The organism is Mesorhizobium sp. AR02 (assembly GCF_024746835.1).
Classification (GTDB): domain Bacteria; phylum Pseudomonadota; class Alphaproteobacteria; order Rhizobiales; family Rhizobiaceae; genus Mesorhizobium.
The window spans coordinates 6783384-6798681 of record NZ_CP080531.1; the positions used below are offsets into that span (position 1 = coordinate 6783384).

A 15298-nucleotide genomic window follows, 5' to 3' on the forward strand; every position below is an offset into this window, starting at 1 on the left:
AATCTCTAAATTCCCCTTACCGCGCCTTTGCGGCCGCCGCGAGCACGGCTTCGATCTCGGCGGTCACCGCGTCGATGCTGGCCATGCCGTCGACCGTCTTGAGCCTGCCCTTGGCGTAGTAATAGCCGGTCAGCGGAGCGGTCTTCTTGTAGTACTCGCGCAGGCGCTCTTCGAACACCGCGGGATTGTCGTCCTTGCGCACCGGCTGGCCGGCCGCCTTGGCATCCTCGGCACGCTTGACGATCCGGCCAACGAGGGCCCTGTCGTCGACGACCAGTTCGATGACCGTGTCGAGGCTGATGCCACGCTCCGAAAGCATCGATTCAACCGCATCAGCCTGCACCAGCGTGCGCGGGTAGCCGTCGAGGATGAACCCCCCGGCGCAGTCCGCCTGATCGATCCGCTCGGCGACGATGGCGTTGACGATGGCGTCGGACACCAGCTCACCGGCATCCATCACCGCCTTGGCACGCTTGCCGACTTCGGAACCGGCCTGAACGGCGGCACGCAGCATGTCGCCCGTCGAAAGCTGGGGTATGCCGTATTTGTCTACCAGTCTTTGTGCTTGTGTCCCCTTGCCCGCCCCTGGCGGCCCAAGCAAAATCAACCTCATCTGGCTTTCTTCCCCCCGCGCAGCTTCGACTTCTTGATCAGGCCTTCATACTGGTGCGCGATCAGGTGGCCCTGAATCTGCGCAACCGTATCGAGCGTGACACTGACCACGATCAGAAGCGATGTGCCACCAAGGTAGAATGGTACGCCAGTCGCCGAGATCAGGAACTCCGGCAGCAGGCACACCAGCACCAGATAGATGGCGCCGACGACGGTGATGCGGGTGAGAACGTAATCGATGTAATCGGCGGTGCGCTCGCCCGGACGATAGCCCGGGATGAAGCCCGAATGCTTCTTGAGCTGGTCGGCGGTGTCCTTCGGGTTGAAGACAATCGCTGTGTAGAAGAAGGCGAAGAACACGATCATCGCCGCATAGAACGCCATGTAGAGCGGCTGGCCATGGCCGAGCGAGGCCAGGATGGTGCTCGCCCAGGCCGGCATGTTGGTCGTCTGCGAGAAGCCGGCGACAGTGGCCGGCAGCAGGAGCAGCGACGAGGCGAAGATCGGCGGAATGACGCCCGACGTGTTGAGCTTGAGCGGCAAATGCGAGGTGTCGCCCTGGAACATGCGGTTGCCAACCTGGCGCTTCGGATACTGGATCAGCAGACGGCGCTGGGCGCGCTCGAAGAACACGATGAGCGCGATGACGACGATGGCGAGCACGATGATCGCCAGGATCAAGCCGGTCGACAAGGCACCGGTGCGGCCAAGCTCCAGCGTGCCGGAAATGGCGCGCGGCAGGCCAGCGACAATGCCCGAGAAGATGATCAGCGAAATGCCGTTGCCGATGCCGCGCGCGGTGATCTGCTCGCCGAGCCACATCAGGAACATGGTGCCGCCAACCAGTGTGACGACGGTCGAGAGGCGGAAGAACATGCCGGGATCGTTGACGATGCCGTTGCCATTTTCCAGGCCCACCGAAATGCCATAGGCCTGAACCAGCGCCAGAAGCACGGTGCCGTAGCGCGTGTACTGGTTGATGACCTTGCGGCCCTGCTCGCCTTCCTTCTTCAACGCTTCCAGCGACGGGATGACGGAGGTCATCAGCTGCATGATGATGGAGGCGGAGATGTAAGGCATGATGCCGAGCGCAAAGATCGCCATGCGCTGCACGGCGCCGCCGGCGAACATGTTGAACATGCCAAGCACGCCCTTGCTCTGCGAGGAGAAAGCCTGGGCGAAGGCGTCGGGATTGATGCCGGGAAGCGGGATGTAGGTGCCGAGACGATAGACGAGCAAAGCGCCAATGGTGAACCAGATGCGTTTCTTCAGGTCCTCCGCCTTGGCGAAGGCCGAGAAATTCAGATTCGAGGCTAGTTGTTCAGCAGCCGAAGCCATGCCTGATTCTCCGCTTGGTAACGCTTGATGGCCCGTGAGGTCAGGCGGCGCGTTTCACCGAAGCTCACGAGATAAGCTCCGGGCTGTAAACATGCAAGCGGCCGCGTTGACGCGGCCGCCTAATTGAGCAGATCAAAGCGCAATCGTGAGCAAAAACGGTTTCTGCCGATCGCGCTTCAAATTGCCGTTACTCGGCAGCTGCCTTTTCCGGCAACTTGACCGAGCCGCCGGCCTTTTCGATCTTGTCGATCGCGGCCTTGGAGGCACCGGCGACGTCGAAGGCGAGCTTTGCCTTGATCTCGCCGTCCGAGAGGATGCGAACGCCGTCCTTGACGCGGCGGATGACGCCGGCGGCAACGAGCGATTCAGCCGTCACGGTTGCCTTGGCGTCGAGCTTCTTGGCGTCGATGGCGACCTGGATACGGGCCAGCGACACGACGGTGAAGCTCTTGGCGAAGATGTTGTTGAAGCCACGCTTCGGCAGGCGCCGGTAGAGTGGCATCTGGCCACCCTCGAAGCCATTGATGGCGACGCCGGAGCGCGCCTTCTGGCCCTTGACGCCGCGACCGGCGGTCTTGCCCGAGCCGGAACCGATGCCGCGGCCGAGACGCTTCTTGGAATGCGTCGCGCCGTCCTTGTCACGCAGATCGTTGAGTTTCATCTGGGTTCTCCTGCGCTTTGGCTCAGCCCTCGTCCACGACGCGGACGAGATGCTGAACGGCGGCGATCATGCCGCGCACGGAAAGCGTATCTTCCAGCGTGCGCTGCTTGTGCATCTTGTTGAGGCCGAGGCCGACCAGCGTCGCGCGCTGTTCCTTCGGACGGCGGATCGGCGAACCGATCTGCTCAACGGTGATGGTCTTGGTTGCTTTCTTGGCCATGGTCAAAATCCCTGGTCAGATCGACTATTCTTCAGCCGCAACGGCGGTGCCGCGGCGGGCCTGAAGGGTCGAATACTTGATGCCGCGAGCGGCAGCCACATCCTTGGGATGCATCTGGCTCTTCAGCGCGTCGAAAGTGGCGCGAACCATGTTGTAGGGGTTCGACGAACCCATCGACTTGGCGACCACGTCATGCATGCCGAGCGTCTCGAAGACAGCGCGCATCGGGCCGCCGGCGATGATGCCGGTACCCTGCTTGGCAGCGCGCAGCAGAACGCGTCCGGCGCCCCAGCGTCCCTCGACGTCATGATGCAGCGTACGGCCCGAGCGCAGCGGCACGAAGATCATGTCGCGCTTTGCCGATTCGGTTGCCTTGCGGATGGCTTCCGGCACTTCGCGTGCCTTGCCATGACCGAAGCCGACGCGACCCTTCTGGTCGCCGACGACGACGAGTGCGGCGAAACCGAAGCGGCGGCCACCCTTGACGACCTTGGCGACGCGGTTGATGTGGACGAGCTTGTCCACCATGCCGTCATCGCGCTCTTCACGCTCGCGGCCGCGGCCGCCTTCCCTACGTTCCTGTGCCATATCCTGTTCCTTGTTTTTTTCCGGAAGCACGGTTGATGATGAGATCCGGCGCCTCTGTGGGTCACCGGGGGCGAAAGTTTTTAGAAGCTGAGACCGCCTTCGCGTGCAGCTTCAGCCAGCGCCTTGACGCGGCCGTGATAGATGTAGGCGCCGCGATCGAAGACGACTTCCTTGACGCCGGCCTTGGTGGCGCGCTCGGCGATCAGCTTGCCGATCGCAGCAGCGGCCGCGGTGTCGGCACCGGTCTTGAGCGAACCCTTGAGGTCCTTCTCAAGCGTCGAAGCGGCGGCGATGGTGTGGCCCTTGGCGTCGTCAATGACCTGCACATAGATGTTCTTCGACGTGCGGTGAACCGAGAGACGCGGACGCTCGCCGGCGACCTTCTTGATCTGACGGCGGACGCGCTGCGCGCGGCGCTGGATGGATTCTTTGCTAGCCATGATAGTTCCTTGCCTTCAAAAAACGGGGGCCGCCATATGCGGTAGGCGAAAGCGCCTCCCGCGACCGCTCCCCGCGGCGTTGCACTTCTTTGGCTTGGTCCTTTCCGAAAAGTCTGCAACTTTTTTCGGGGCCAAGCCCACTACTTCTTCTTGCCTTCCTTGCGGACGATCTTCTCGCCAGCGTAACGGACGCCCTTACCCTTGTAGGGCTCGGGGCCGCGGTATTCGCGGATCTCGGCAGCCACCTGGCCAACCTGCTGCTTGTCGATGCCAGCAATGGTGATCTCGGTCGGCTTCGGCACGGTGATGGTGATGCCGGCCGGCGTCTCGTAGACGACGTCATGGCTAAAGCCAAGTGCCAGCTGCAGGTTCTTGCCCTGAAGTGCCGCACGATAGCCGACGCCGGTGATCTCGAGCTTCTTCTCGAAACCGTCCTTGACGCCTTGCAGGATGTTGACGATCTGCGTGCGCGACATGCCCCACTTGGAGCGGGCGGTCTTGGTCTGGTCGCGCGGCTGGACAGCGATCTCGCTGCCTTCCATCTTGACCAGGACTTCGTCGTTCACCACGAACTTCAGCTCGCCCTTGGGGCCCTTCGCCGTCACGGTCTGGCCGTTGACGGTCGCGGTCACGCCCTGCGGCAGCGAAACGGGTTTCTTTCCAATACGAGACATTTTGTTGTCCTCGTCACTTCTCTTGTTTCAGGTCTCTGTCTTCGGAACGATCCGAAGACCGGATTCCACTTTGCGGGTCAGCTGCCAGATCAGAAGATCTGGCAGAGGATCTCGCCGCCGACGTTCTGTTCGCGTGCTTCGTGATCGGCCATCACGCCCTTCGGCGTCGAAAGGATGGCGATGCCGAGGCCGTTGGCGACGTGCGGGATCGACTTGGCCGAGACGTAAACGCGGCGGCCCGGCTTCGAGACGCGGGCGATTTCGCGCACGACCGGCGCACCGTCGAAATACTTCAGCTCGATTTCGATTTCGGACTTGCCGTTGTCGAAGTCGGTCTGGCTGTAGTCGCGGATATAGCCTTCAGCCTTCAGCACGTCGAGGACGCGGGTGCGCAGACGCGAGGCCGGCGTCGAGACACTCGACTTCTTGCGGCCGTAGGCGTTGCGGATGCGGGTCAGCATATCGCCGAGAGGATCGCTCAATGACATGTTATGTCCTCCTTACCAGCTCGACTTGACCAAGCCCGGGATCTGGCCGTTATTGCCGAGATCACGAAGCGCGATGCGCGATACTTTGAGCTTGCGATAGTAGGCACGCGGACGGCCGGTGACTTCGCAGCGGTTGCGGATGCGGATCTTGGCCGAGTTGCGCGGCAGGGCGGCAAGCTTGAGCTGAGCGCGGAAGCGCTCCTCCATCGGCTTGGACTGATCCATGATGATCGCCTTGAGCGCAGCGCGCTTGGGACCGTACTGGTCGGCAAGCTTGCGGCGCCTGTTGTTCTTCTCGACTGAGCTGGTCTTTGCCATTTCAGATTTTTCCTTTTCTCGCTGCCGTTACTGGCGGAAGGGGAAGTTGAAAGCCTTGAGCAATGCCCTGGCTTCGTCGTCCGTCTTCGCAGTCGTACAAACGATGACGTCCATGCCCCAGATCTGATCAACCTTGTCGTAGTTGATCTCCGGGAACACGATGTGCTCCTTGATGCCCATGGCGTAGTTGCCACGGCCATCGAAGCTCTTGGGGTTCAGTCCGCGGAAGTCGCGGACGCGCGGCAGTGCGATGTTCACGAGGCGGTCGAGGAACTCGTACATACGTTCCTTGCGCAGCGTGACCTTGGCGCCGATCGGCATGTTCTCGCGGACCTTGAAGCCAGCGATCGAATTGCGGGCGCGGGTGACGACGGCCTTCTGGCCGGCGATCATCGCCAGGTCTTCGGCCGCAACCGAGGGCTTCTTGGAATCAGCGGTTGCTTCGCCGACACCCATGTTCAGCACGATCTTGTCGAGGCGCGGAACCTGCATGTCGTTGTCGTAGCCGAACTGCTCCTGCAGCGCCTTGCGAATGGTCTCGTTGTAGACCTGCTTGAGGCGCGGCGTGTTGGTTGCAGTCGCCTGCTTGGTTTGAGACTTAGCCATTGATGACTTCTCCCGAGCGCTTGGCGACGCGCACCTTCTTGCCGTCCTTCTGGAAGATGAAACCGACGCGGGTCGGCTTGCCATCCTTGGGGTCGGCCAGCGCGATGTTCGACAGCTGGATCGGCGCTTCCTTGGTGATGATCCCACCCTCTTGGGACTGGGACTGCTTCTGGTGACGACGGATCATGTTGACGCCGCGCACCAGCGCGGTGTCGTCCTTCGGCTGAACCGAAAGGACTTCGCCCGAACGGCCCTTGTCCTTGCCGGCCAGCACGACGACCTTGTCGCCTTTTCTAATCTTTTGCATTGGTCCGGCTCCTTACAGCACTTCAGGCGCGAGCGAGATGATCTTCATGTGGTTCTTGGCGCGGAGTTCGCGCGGAACCGGTCCGAAGATACGCGTGCCGATCGGCTCTTTCTTGTTGTCGACGAGAACGGCCGCGTTCTTGTCGAAACGGATCACGCTGCCGTCCGGGCGGCGGATGTCCTTGGCCGTGCGAACCACGACCGCCTTCATCACATCGCCCTTCTTAACGCGGCCGCGCGGAATGGCTTCCTTGATGGACACCACGATGATGTCGCCCACGGAAGCGTATTTCCGCTTCGAGCCGCCCAGCACCTTGATGCACATGACACGACGCGCGCCGGAATTATCCGCCACGTCGAGGTTTGTTTGCATCTGAATCATGACTGGCCGCCTTCTTCTTTTCTAACGGGACGGGTTTTTCACCCCTCCCCGGTCTGTCCAAAATTCGTTTGTTTACGCCTGGTCCGAAGACACGACGATCCAGCGCTTGTCCTTGGAAATCGGCTTCGATTCCTGGATGAACACCTGATCGCCAACCTTGTGGGCGTTGTTCTCGTCGTGCGCCTTGTACTTCTTGGTCATGCGCACGGTCTTCTTCATCACGGGATGCGTGAAGCGCCGTTCGACCTTGACGACAACCGTCTTCTCGTTCTTGTCGCTGACGACGGTGCCCTGCAGAATGCGCTTTGGCATGGTTTTCGTCCTTAAGCCTTCTTAGCCGCGGACTTTTCCGCAGCGATGGTCTTGATGCGCGCAATGTCCTTGCGGACCTGTCTCACGCGCGCGGTCTTCTCAAGCTGGCCGGTGGCCTTCTGGAAGCGCAGGTTGAACTGCTCCTTCTTCAGGCTGGCCAGGTCGTCGGTCAGCTGATCCTGGGTCTTGGTCCGGATGTCTTCGGCTTTCATGATCAGCCCGTCCTTATTCTGCGATGCGCTGTACGAAGCGCGTCTTGACCGAGAGCTTGGCCGCGCCGAGACGCAGCGCCTCACGGGCGGTTTCTTCATTGACGCCGTCGATCTCGAACATGATGCGGCCCGGCTTGACGCGCGCCGCCCAGTAGTCGACCGCGCCCTTGCCCTTGCCCATGCGGACTTCGGTCGGCTTCGAGGTGACCGGCACGTCTGGGAAAATACGGATCCAGACGCGGCCGGCACGCTTCATTTCACGGGTGATCGCGCGGCGGGCCGCCTCGATCTCACGCGCGGTGACGCGGTTCGGCTCAAGCGCCTTCAGCCCGAAACCACCGAAATCCAGGTTGGTGCCGCCCTTTGCGGTACCATGGATACGGCCCTTGAACTGCTTGCGGAACTTTGTGCGCTTTGGCTGCAGCATCGTTCTAACTCCAAATTCCTAAATGTCTCAGGCGTTTTCGCGACGACGACCGCGTTCGCGATCACCACCACCGCCATGCGCAGCATCACCCTCGGTCGCGCGACGCTCCGAAGCCATCGGATCGTGCTCGAGGATCTCGCCCTTGAATACCCAGACCTTGACGCCGCAGATACCGTAAGCCGTATGCGCTTCGGCCGTGCCGTAGTCGACATCGGCGCGCAGCGTATGCAGCGGCACGCGGCCTTCACGATACCATTCCATGCGCGCGATCTCGGCGCCGCCAAGACGGCCGGCGCAGTTGATGCGGATGCCTTCGGCACCGAGGCGCATCGCCGACTGAACGGCGCGCTTCATGGCGCGACGGAACGCGATACGACGCTCGAGCTGCTGGGCGATCGACTGGGCGACCAGGGTCGCGTCGATTTCCGGCTTGCGCACTTCAACGATGTTGAGGTGCGTCTCGGACTTCGTCATCTCCATCAGCTTCTTGCGAAGCTTCTCGATGTCGGCGCCCTTCTTGCCGATGATCAGACCCGGGCGCGCGGCATGGATGGTGACGCGGCACTTCTTGTGCGGGCGCTCTATCACGACCTTGGAGATCGCGGCCTGCTTGAGTTCCTTCTCAAGATATTTGCGGATCTTGATGTCCTCATGCAGCAGCTTGCCGTACTCGCCGGTGTTCGCGAACCAGCGCGAATCCCAGGTGCGGTTGATGCCGAGGCGAAGACCGATCGGATTGACTTTCTGGCCCATTATGCGGCCTCCCCTTTTTCTTCGACTTCACGAACGACGATCGTGAGGTGCGAGAACGGCTTCTCGATACGGCTGGCGCGACCACGGCCACGAGCGTGGAACCGCTTCATGACGATCGACTTGCCGACATAGGCTTCCGCCACGATCAGCGCATCGACGTCCAGGTCGTGGTTGTTTTCCGCGTTGGCAATCGCCGACTCGAGCGTCTTCTTGACCGTGCCGGAAATCCGCTTGGCCGAGAATTCGAGGTCGGAAAGCGCTGTCGCGACCTTCTTGCCGCGGATCAGCGCGGCAACGAGGTTCAGCTTCTGCGGGCTGATACGGATCGTGCGCAATACGGCGCGCGCTTCGTTGTCAGCAAGCCTGCGCGGAGCTTTGGCCTTGCCCATGATTATTTCCTCTTCGCCTTCTTATCCGCGCCGTGACCGTAATAGGTCCGGGTCGGAGCGAATTCACCGAACTTGTGACCGACCATGTCCTCGTTGACCGCAACAGGAACATGCTTCTGGCCGTTATAGACACCGAAGGTGAAGCCGACGAACTGCGGCAGGATGGTGGAGCGACGGCTCCACATCTTGATCACCTCATTGCGACCACCTTCACGAACCTTATCCACCTTCTTGAGAAGGTAGCCGTCGATGAAGGGGCCTTTCCAAATAGAACGAGTCACTTGGCGTTACCTCTTCTTAGCTCTTGCGCTGATGGCGCGAGCGCAGGATGAACTTGTCGGTCGCCTTATTGGACCGCGTCTTCTTGCCCTTGGTCGGCTTGCCCCACGGGCTGACCGGATGACGACCACCGGAGGTGCGGCCTTCGCCGCCGCCGTGCGGGTGGTCAACCGGGTTCATGGTCACGCCGCGATTGTGCGGACGCTTGCCACGCCAAACCGTACGGCCGGCCTTGCCGTCGTTGATGTTGCCATGGTCCGGATTGGACACGGCACCGACGGTGGCCATGCAGGAGCCGTGAACGACACGCTGCTCGCCCGAATTGAGGCGCAGGATCGCCATGCCCTGGTCACGGCCGACCAGCTGGCCGTAGCCGCCTGCCGAACGAGCGACCTGGGCGCCCTTGCCCGGCTTCAGCTCGATGTTGTGGACGATGGTGCCGACCGGCATCGAGGCCAGCGGCATCGCGTTGCCCGGCTTCACGTCGACCGATTCGCCGGCCAAGATCTTGTCGCCGGGAGCCAGACGCTGCGGAGCAATGATGTAGGACAGCTCACCATCATCATACTTTATCAGCGCGATGAAGGCGGTGCGGTTCGGATCATACTCGATACGCTCGACCGTGCCGACAACGTCGAACTTGCGACGCTTGAAGTCGATGATGCGGTACGAACGCTTGTGGCCACCACCGATGAAGCGGGCGGTGATGCGACCATGATTGTTGCGGCCGCCCGACTTGGTCAGGCCTTCGGTCAGACCCTTGACGGGCTTGCCCTTGTAGAGGCCCGAGCGGTCGACGATGACCAGCTGGCGGGTGCTCGGCGTTACCGGGTTGAATTTTTTCAGTGCCATTGTTCTGTCCTCGCGGCCTTGCTCAGAGACCCGTCGCGACGTCGATCGACTGGCCGTCGGCCAGCGTCACAATCGCCTTCTTGACGTCGCTCTGGCGGCCGATCGTGCCGCGGAAGCGCTTGATCTTGCCCTTGCGGACAAGCGTGTTCACGGCCATCACCTTGACGCCGAACAGCGCTTCGACGGCGGCCTTGATTTCCGGCTTCGACGCCTTCTTGGCGACGTTGAAGACGACCTGGTTCTGCTCGGAAGCCATGGTCGACTTTTCGGTGATCGCCGGGCTGACGATCACGTCGTAGTGACGAAGGTCGGTCATTTAAAGCGCTCCTCGAGAGCCTCGACGGCGGCCTTCGAAAGGACCAGCGTGCCGCGGCGCAGAATGTCGTAGACGTTGATGCCCTGGATGGGCAGCACGTCGATGTTGGGGATGTTGGTCGCGGCCAGCTTGAAGTTCTGGTCCAGCTCGGCGCCACCAATCACCAGGGCGTTGCTCAGGCCCAGCGTCGCGAAATTCGCGATCAGCGCCTTGGTCTTGGCCTCGGTCAGCTTCAGCTCGTCGATGATGATGATCGACGCGCTCTTGGCCTTGGCCGAGAGGGCATGCTTGAGGCCAAGCGCACGAACCTTCTTCGGCAGATCGTGCTCATGGCTGCGAACGACCGGCCCGTGGGCCTTGCCGCCGCCGCGGAACTGCGGGGCGCGTGCCGAATGGTGACGGGCGCGGCCCGTACCCTTCTGCTTGTACATCTTGGCGCCGGTGCGCGCGATTTCCGCGCGGCCCTTGGCCTTGTGCGTGCCCTGCTGCTTCTTGGCAAGCTGCCAGCGCACGACGCGCTGCAGGATGTCCTCGCGCGGATCAAGGCCGAAAATCTCCTCGGAGAGTTTCACCTTGCCGGCGTCCTTGCCGCCAAGCGTTGTGATCTTGAGATCCATTATTCCGCTCCCTCTGTGGCCGGAGCCTCGTTCTTAGCAGCACTTCCTGCTGCAACTGGGCGGATCGCGGCGGGCTTCGGCGCATTGGCCGGCAGTGCCACCTTGGCCGCGTCGCGGACCAGGATCCAGGCGCCCTTCGATCCGGGAACCGCTCCGCGGATCAGGATCAGGCCGCGGTCGGCATCGGTCGAGACGATCTCGACATTCTGCGTGGTGACGCGGGTATCGCCCATGTGGCCAGCCATATGCTTGCCCTTGAACACCTTGCCCGGGTCCTGGCGCTGGCCGGTCGAACCGTGCGTACGGTGCGAGACCGAGTTACCGTGCGTCGCGCGGCCACCACCCATGTGATGACGCTTGATGACGCCCTGGAAACCCTTGCCGATCGTCGTGCCCGTCACATCGACCTTCTGGCCGGCGACGAAGTGCTCGACGGTGATCTCGGCGCCGACATCGATCATGTTGTCGGCGGAGACGCGGAACTCGGCGACCTTCGCCTTCGGCTCGACGGAAGCGGTCGCGAAATGGCCGCGCATCGCCTTCGACGTGTTCTTCACCTTGGCGAGGCCAACGCCGAGCTGAACGGCGGTATAGCCATTCTTCTCCTGCGTGCGCTGCGCCACGACCTGGCAGTTCTCCATCTGGAGAACGGTGACGGGAACATGTTCCCCGGCATCGTTGTAGATGCGGGTCATTCCCACCTTCTTTGCAATCACACCTGAACGCATCGGTTCAATTCCTTTAGAGTTCCGGGCCAGGGGCACCGCCCCTTACCGCGCTCTCATTCCCTTAGAGCTTGATCTCGACGTCGACGCCGGCGGCCAGATCGAGCTTCATCAAAGCATCGACGGTCTGCGGGGTCGGATCGACGATGTCGAGCAGACGCTTGTGCGTGCGCATCTCGAACTGCTCGCGGCTCTTCTTGTCGACGTGGGGCGACCGGTTCACCGTGAACTTTTCGATCCGCGTCGGCAGCGGAATGGGGCCGCGGACGTTTGCGCCGGTGCGCTTGGCCGTCGACACGATTTCCTTCGTCGAGGCGTCGAGCACGCGGTGATCAAACGCCTTCAGGCGGATGCGGATATTCTGTCCGTTCATGCGTCACTTCCTTGTTCTGGCGCGGCGCGGGCAACTTCCGCGCCCGCGACAGATCGGTTTAAGTCCAAATTACTCTTTGATGGTGACGACGATGCCGGCACCGACGGTGCGGCCGCCTTCACGGATGGCGAAGCGCAGCTTCTCTTCCATGGCGATCGGCACGATCAGCTCGACATCGACCGTGATGTTGTCGCCAGGCATCACCATCTCGGTGCCAGCCGGCAGCGACACGATGCCGGTCACGTCGGTCGTGCGGAAGTAGAACTGCGGACGGTAGTTGGTGAAGAACGGCGTGTGACGGCCACCTTCGTCCTTGGTCAGGATGTAGGCTTCGGCCACGAACTTCTTGTGCGGCTTCACCGTGCCCGGCTTGGCCAGAACCTGGCCGCGCTCGACACCTTCACGATCAACGCCACGCAGCAGCGCGCCGATGTTGTCGCCAGCCTGGCCCTGATCGAGCAGCTTGCGGAACATTTCCACGCCCGTGCAGGTCGTCTTGGTCGTCGGACGGATGCCGATGATCTCGAGTTCCTCGCCGACCTTGACCACGCCGCGCTCGACGCGGCCGGTGACGACCGTGCCACGGCCCGAGATCGAGAACACGTCTTCGATCGGCATCAGGAACGGCTTGTCGAGCGGACGAACCGGCGTCGGGATGTAGGCGTCGACCTGAGCCATCAGCTCGCGGATCGCGTCCTCGCCGATCGTCTTGTTCGAATCTTCAAGAGCGGCCAGCGCCGAACCCTTGACGATCGGAATGTCGTCGCCGGGGAATTCGTTCTTCGAGAGCAGCTCGCGAACCTCGAGCTCGACCAGTTCGAGCAGCTCGGCGTCGTCGACCTGGTCGACCTTGTTGAGGAACACCACGATCGACGGCACGCCGACCTGACGGGCCAGCAGGATGTGCTCGCGGGTCTGCGGCATCGGGCCGTCGGCAGCCGACACGACCAGGATCGCGCCGTCCATCTGCGCGGCGCCGGTGATCATGTTCTTCACATAGTCGGCGTGGCCGGGGCAGTCGACGTGGGCATAGTGGCGGTTGGCCGTCTCGTATTCGACGTGAGCCGTCGAGATCGTGATGCCGCGGGCCTTCTCTTCCGGCGCCGCATCGATCTGGTCGTAGCGCTTGTACTCGCCAAAATACTTCGTGATCGCCGCCGTCAGCGACGTCTTGCCATGGTCAACGTGACCAATCGTGCCGATGTTCACATGAGGCTTAGTGCGCTCGAATTTACCTTTTGCCATGTGATGTCTCCATTTCCTGCTCGCCCAAGCGGGCTTTGAATTGCGTTACCGCGACAGCTCTTTCGAGTTACGCGTACTTTTTCTGGACTTCCTGAGCGACCGCGGTCGGGACCGGCTCGTAATGATCGAACTGCATCGTGTAGGCCGCGCGGCCCTGGCTCATCGAGCGCAGGTTGTCGACGTACTTGAACATGTTGGCGAGCGGCACCATCGCGTTGATGACGACAGCCACGCCACGCGCTTCCTGGCCCTGGATCTGGCCACGACGGCCGTTCAGGTCGCCAATGACGCTGCCGACGTAGTCTTCCGGCGTCACGACTTCGACCTTCATGATCGGCTCGAGCAGCTGCACGCCAAGCTTGGGTGCGGCTTCACGGAAGCATGCACGGGACGCGATTTCGAAGGCCAGGACCGAGGAGTCGACGTCGTGGTAGGCGCCGTCGATGAGCGTCGCCCTGACGCCGATCATCGGGAAGCCAGCGAACGGACCTGCGCCCATGACGCTCTGGATGCCCTTTTCGACACCCGGAATGTATTCCTTCGGCACGGCGCCGCCGACGATCTTGGACTCGAACACGAAGTCTTCGCTCTCCGAATTCGGCTCGAACACAACTTTCACACGAGCGAACTGGCCGGTACCACCGGTCTGCTTCTTGTGCGTGTAATCCTGCTCGTGCTTGCGGGTGATCGTCTCGCGATAGGCCACCTGCGGAGCGCCGACATTGGCTTCGACCTTGAACTCGCGACGCATGCGGTCGACGATGATGTCGAGGTGCAGTTCGCCCATGCCGGAGATGATGGTCTGGCCGCTTTCCTCGTCGGTCTTGACGCGGAAGGACGGATCCTCGGCAGCCAGGCGGTGAAGGGCGAGGCCCATCTTTTCCTGGTCGTTCTTGGTCTTCGGCTCGATAGCGATCTGGATGACCGGATCGGGGAATTCCATGCGCTCGAGGATAACCGGATGCAGCGGATCGCACAGCGTGTCGCCAGTGGTCGTGTCCTTGAGGCCAGCCAGAGCGACGATGTCGCCGGCGAAAGCTTCTTCGACGTCGGCGCGCGAATTCGCATGCATCTGCAGCATGCGGCCGATGCGCTCCTTCTTGCCCTTGACGGTGTTGTCGACCGAGACGCCCTTGGTGAGCTTGCCCGAATAGATGCGGGCAAAGGTCAGCGAACCGACGAACGGGTCGTTCATGATCTTGAAAGCGAGCATCGACAGCGGCTCGTTATCGTCCGCATGACGCTCGATCTCGGCGTCGGTCTTGGCATCGACACCCTTGATGGCGGGAACGTCGGCCGGCGACGGCAAATATTCGACAACGGCGTCGAGCAGCGGCTGCACGCCCTTGTTCTTGAAAGCCGAGCCGCAGAACATCGGGTAGAACTTGACCGCGATCGTGCCCTTGCGGATCAGCGAACGGATCTCGTCATTCGACGGCATCTTGCCTTCGAGGTAGTTCTCGAGCGCCGTCTCGTCCATTTCGACGGCGGCTTCGATCATCTTCTCGCGGTATTCCTCGGCACGAGCCTGGAGGTCAGCCGGGATCTCGACGACGTCCCAGGCAGCGCCCAGCGTCTCGTCGCGCCAGACGAGCGCGTTCATCTCGACGAGGTCGACAACACCCTTGAATTCGGTCTCGGCGCCGATCGGCAGCTGCATGACGACAGCCTGCGCACCGAGGCGCGAGCCGATCATCTCGACCGAGCGGTAGAAGTCGGCGCCGATCTTGTCCATCTTGTTGCAGAAGATCATACGCGGCACGCGGTACTTGTCGGCCTGGCGCCAGACGGTTTCCGTCTGCGGCTCGACACCGGCGTTGGCGTCGAGCAGCGCGATGGCGCCGTCAAGCACGCGCAGCGAACGCTCGACTTCGATGGTGAAGTCGACGTGCCCGGGGGTGTCGATGATGTTGAAGCGGTGCATCTTGCCGTCGCGACCCTTCCAGAAGGTCGTGGTGGCGGCCGACGTGATGGTGATGCCGCGTTCCTGCTCCTGCTCCATCCAATCCATGGTGGCAGCGCCGTCGTGCACTTCGCCGATCTTGTGCGACTTGCCCGTGTAATAGAGGACGCGCTCGGTGGTCGTCGTCTTGCCGGCGTCAATATGCGCCATGATACCGAAATTGCGGTAGTCTTCGATTTTGTATTCGCGGGCCATCGTAGCT

At 61.9% G+C, this 15298-nt stretch carries 25 protein-coding genes; all 25 read right to left on the reverse strand.

The genetic code is table 11. The features are described from left to right. Window positions 1-16: 16 nt before the first annotated feature. The 25 genes from DBIPINDM_RS37080 to fusA all read right to left on the reverse strand — a co-directional run bounded on the left by DBIPINDM_RS37080 (window position 17) and on the right by fusA (window position 15291). On the reverse strand, window positions 17-613 hold the full coding sequence (locus tag DBIPINDM_RS37080; RefSeq protein ID WP_258583910.1) for an adenylate kinase: 597 nt from the start codon (window positions 611-613) through the stop codon (window positions 17-19). Beyond that, on the reverse strand, window positions 610-1950 hold the full coding sequence (secY, locus tag DBIPINDM_RS37085; RefSeq protein ID WP_091584616.1) for a preprotein translocase subunit SecY: 1341 nt from the start codon (window positions 1948-1950) through the stop codon (window positions 610-612). The genes DBIPINDM_RS37080 and secY overlap by 4 nt, the downstream gene beginning before the upstream one ends. Before the next feature lie 187 nt (window positions 1951-2137). Beyond that, the gene (rplO, locus tag DBIPINDM_RS37090) at window positions 2138-2611 is read right to left on the reverse strand and encodes a 50S ribosomal protein L15 (RefSeq protein WP_258583911.1); all 474 of its coding nucleotides are present in this window, start codon (window positions 2609-2611) and stop codon (window positions 2138-2140) included. Between the two features lie 22 nt (window positions 2612-2633). Continuing rightward, a complete protein-coding gene (rpmD, locus tag DBIPINDM_RS37095) occupies window positions 2634-2831 on the reverse strand; it encodes a 50S ribosomal protein L30 (protein ID WP_258583912.1) in 198 nt (65 codons plus the stop codon). A 24-nt stretch (window positions 2832-2855) separates the two neighbouring features. Further along, window positions 2856-3419 carry a 30S ribosomal protein S5 gene (gene rpsE, locus DBIPINDM_RS37100; protein WP_032933400.1) on the reverse strand — a complete coding sequence of 188 codons (564 nt, stop codon included), beginning with the start codon at window positions 3417-3419 and terminating at the stop codon, window positions 2856-2858. 80 nt (window positions 3420-3499) lie between these two features. Then, window positions 3500-3859 carry a 50S ribosomal protein L18 gene (gene rplR / locus DBIPINDM_RS37105; RefSeq protein WP_172229138.1) on the reverse strand — a complete coding sequence of 120 codons (360 nt, stop codon included), beginning with the start codon at window positions 3857-3859 and terminating at the stop codon, window positions 3500-3502. A 140-nt stretch (window positions 3860-3999) separates the two neighbouring features. Next, window positions 4000-4533 carry a 50S ribosomal protein L6 gene (gene rplF / locus DBIPINDM_RS37110; protein ID WP_258583915.1) on the reverse strand — a complete coding sequence of 178 codons (534 nt, stop codon included), beginning with the start codon at window positions 4531-4533 and terminating at the stop codon, window positions 4000-4002. An 89-nt stretch (window positions 4534-4622) separates the two neighbouring features. Then, a complete protein-coding gene (gene rpsH / locus DBIPINDM_RS37115) occupies window positions 4623-5021 on the reverse strand; it encodes a 30S ribosomal protein S8 (RefSeq protein ID WP_006205453.1) in 399 nt (132 codons plus the stop codon). Between the two features lie 12 nt (window positions 5022-5033). Next, window positions 5034-5339: a 30S ribosomal protein S14 gene (rpsN, locus tag DBIPINDM_RS37120; RefSeq protein ID WP_010909282.1), complete on the reverse strand. Its 306-nt coding sequence runs from the start codon at window positions 5337-5339 to the stop codon at window positions 5034-5036. Window positions 5340-5366: 27 nt separating this feature from the next. Next, entirely contained in the window at window positions 5367-5945 is a 579-nt protein-coding gene (rplE, locus tag DBIPINDM_RS37125) for a 50S ribosomal protein L5 (protein ID WP_172229140.1), read from the reverse strand. Next, a complete protein-coding gene (gene rplX, locus DBIPINDM_RS37130) occupies window positions 5938-6252 on the reverse strand; it encodes a 50S ribosomal protein L24 (RefSeq protein ID WP_006205456.1) in 315 nt (104 codons plus the stop codon). Before rplX ends, rplE begins: the two co-directional genes overlap by 8 nt. A 12-nt stretch (window positions 6253-6264) precedes the next feature. Beyond that, window positions 6265-6633, reverse strand: coding sequence for a 50S ribosomal protein L14 (gene rplN / locus DBIPINDM_RS37135; protein WP_006205457.1), 369 nt, complete (start codon window positions 6631-6633; stop codon window positions 6265-6267). Between the two features lie 72 nt (window positions 6634-6705). Continuing rightward, window positions 6706-6945 (reverse strand): 30S ribosomal protein S17, encoded by a 240-nt coding sequence (gene rpsQ, locus DBIPINDM_RS37140; RefSeq protein ID WP_010909280.1) that lies wholly within the window; start codon window positions 6943-6945, stop codon window positions 6706-6708. A gap of 11 nt (window positions 6946-6956) precedes the next feature. After that, on the reverse strand, window positions 6957-7157 hold the full coding sequence (gene rpmC / locus DBIPINDM_RS37145; RefSeq protein ID WP_006205459.1) for a 50S ribosomal protein L29: 201 nt from the start codon (window positions 7155-7157) through the stop codon (window positions 6957-6959). A gap of 13 nt (window positions 7158-7170) precedes the next feature. Beyond that, window positions 7171-7584 (reverse strand): 50S ribosomal protein L16, encoded by a 414-nt coding sequence (rplP, locus tag DBIPINDM_RS37150; protein ID WP_013531427.1) that lies wholly within the window; start codon window positions 7582-7584, stop codon window positions 7171-7173. 27 nt (window positions 7585-7611) lie between these two features. Then, complete coding sequence (gene rpsC / locus DBIPINDM_RS37155) at window positions 7612-8337, reverse strand: 30S ribosomal protein S3 (protein ID WP_023672753.1); 726 nt, start codon at window positions 8335-8337, stop codon at window positions 7612-7614. After that, on the reverse strand, window positions 8337-8726 hold the full coding sequence (rplV, locus tag DBIPINDM_RS37160; RefSeq protein ID WP_006205462.1) for a 50S ribosomal protein L22: 390 nt from the start codon (window positions 8724-8726) through the stop codon (window positions 8337-8339). The genes rpsC and rplV overlap by 1 nt, the downstream gene beginning before the upstream one ends. 2 nt (window positions 8727-8728) lie before the next feature. Further along, window positions 8729-9007 carry a 30S ribosomal protein S19 gene (gene rpsS, locus DBIPINDM_RS37165; protein WP_027044977.1) on the reverse strand — a complete coding sequence of 93 codons (279 nt, stop codon included), beginning with the start codon at window positions 9005-9007 and terminating at the stop codon, window positions 8729-8731. Window positions 9008-9023: 16 nt separating this feature from the next. Then, window positions 9024-9857 carry a 50S ribosomal protein L2 gene (gene rplB, locus DBIPINDM_RS37170; protein ID WP_258583920.1) on the reverse strand — a complete coding sequence of 278 codons (834 nt, stop codon included), beginning with the start codon at window positions 9855-9857 and terminating at the stop codon, window positions 9024-9026. Window positions 9858-9879: 22 nt separating this feature from the next. After that, on the reverse strand, window positions 9880-10173 hold the full coding sequence (locus DBIPINDM_RS37175) for a 50S ribosomal protein L23 (protein ID WP_010909275.1): 294 nt from the start codon (window positions 10171-10173) through the stop codon (window positions 9880-9882). Then, a complete protein-coding gene (gene rplD / locus DBIPINDM_RS37180; protein WP_013895699.1) occupies window positions 10170-10790 on the reverse strand; it encodes a 50S ribosomal protein L4 in 621 nt (206 codons plus the stop codon). Before rplD ends, DBIPINDM_RS37175 begins: the two co-directional genes overlap by 4 nt. Further along, a complete protein-coding gene (gene rplC / locus DBIPINDM_RS37185) occupies window positions 10790-11518 on the reverse strand; it encodes a 50S ribosomal protein L3 (protein ID WP_258583921.1) in 729 nt (242 codons plus the stop codon). The genes rplD and rplC overlap by 1 nt, the downstream gene beginning before the upstream one ends. A gap of 61 nt (window positions 11519-11579) precedes the next feature. Further along, entirely contained in the window at window positions 11580-11888 is a 309-nt protein-coding gene (gene rpsJ / locus DBIPINDM_RS37190; protein ID WP_010909272.1) for a 30S ribosomal protein S10, read from the reverse strand. A gap of 69 nt (window positions 11889-11957) precedes the next feature. Beyond that, window positions 11958-13133: an elongation factor Tu gene (gene tuf / locus DBIPINDM_RS37195; RefSeq protein ID WP_010909256.1), complete on the reverse strand. Its 1176-nt coding sequence runs from the start codon at window positions 13131-13133 to the stop codon at window positions 11958-11960. A 67-nt stretch (window positions 13134-13200) separates the two neighbouring features. Beyond that, entirely contained in the window at window positions 13201-15291 is a 2091-nt protein-coding gene (gene fusA, locus DBIPINDM_RS37200) for an elongation factor G (protein ID WP_214472514.1), read from the reverse strand. Between the last annotated feature and the right edge of the window lie 7 nt (window positions 15292-15298).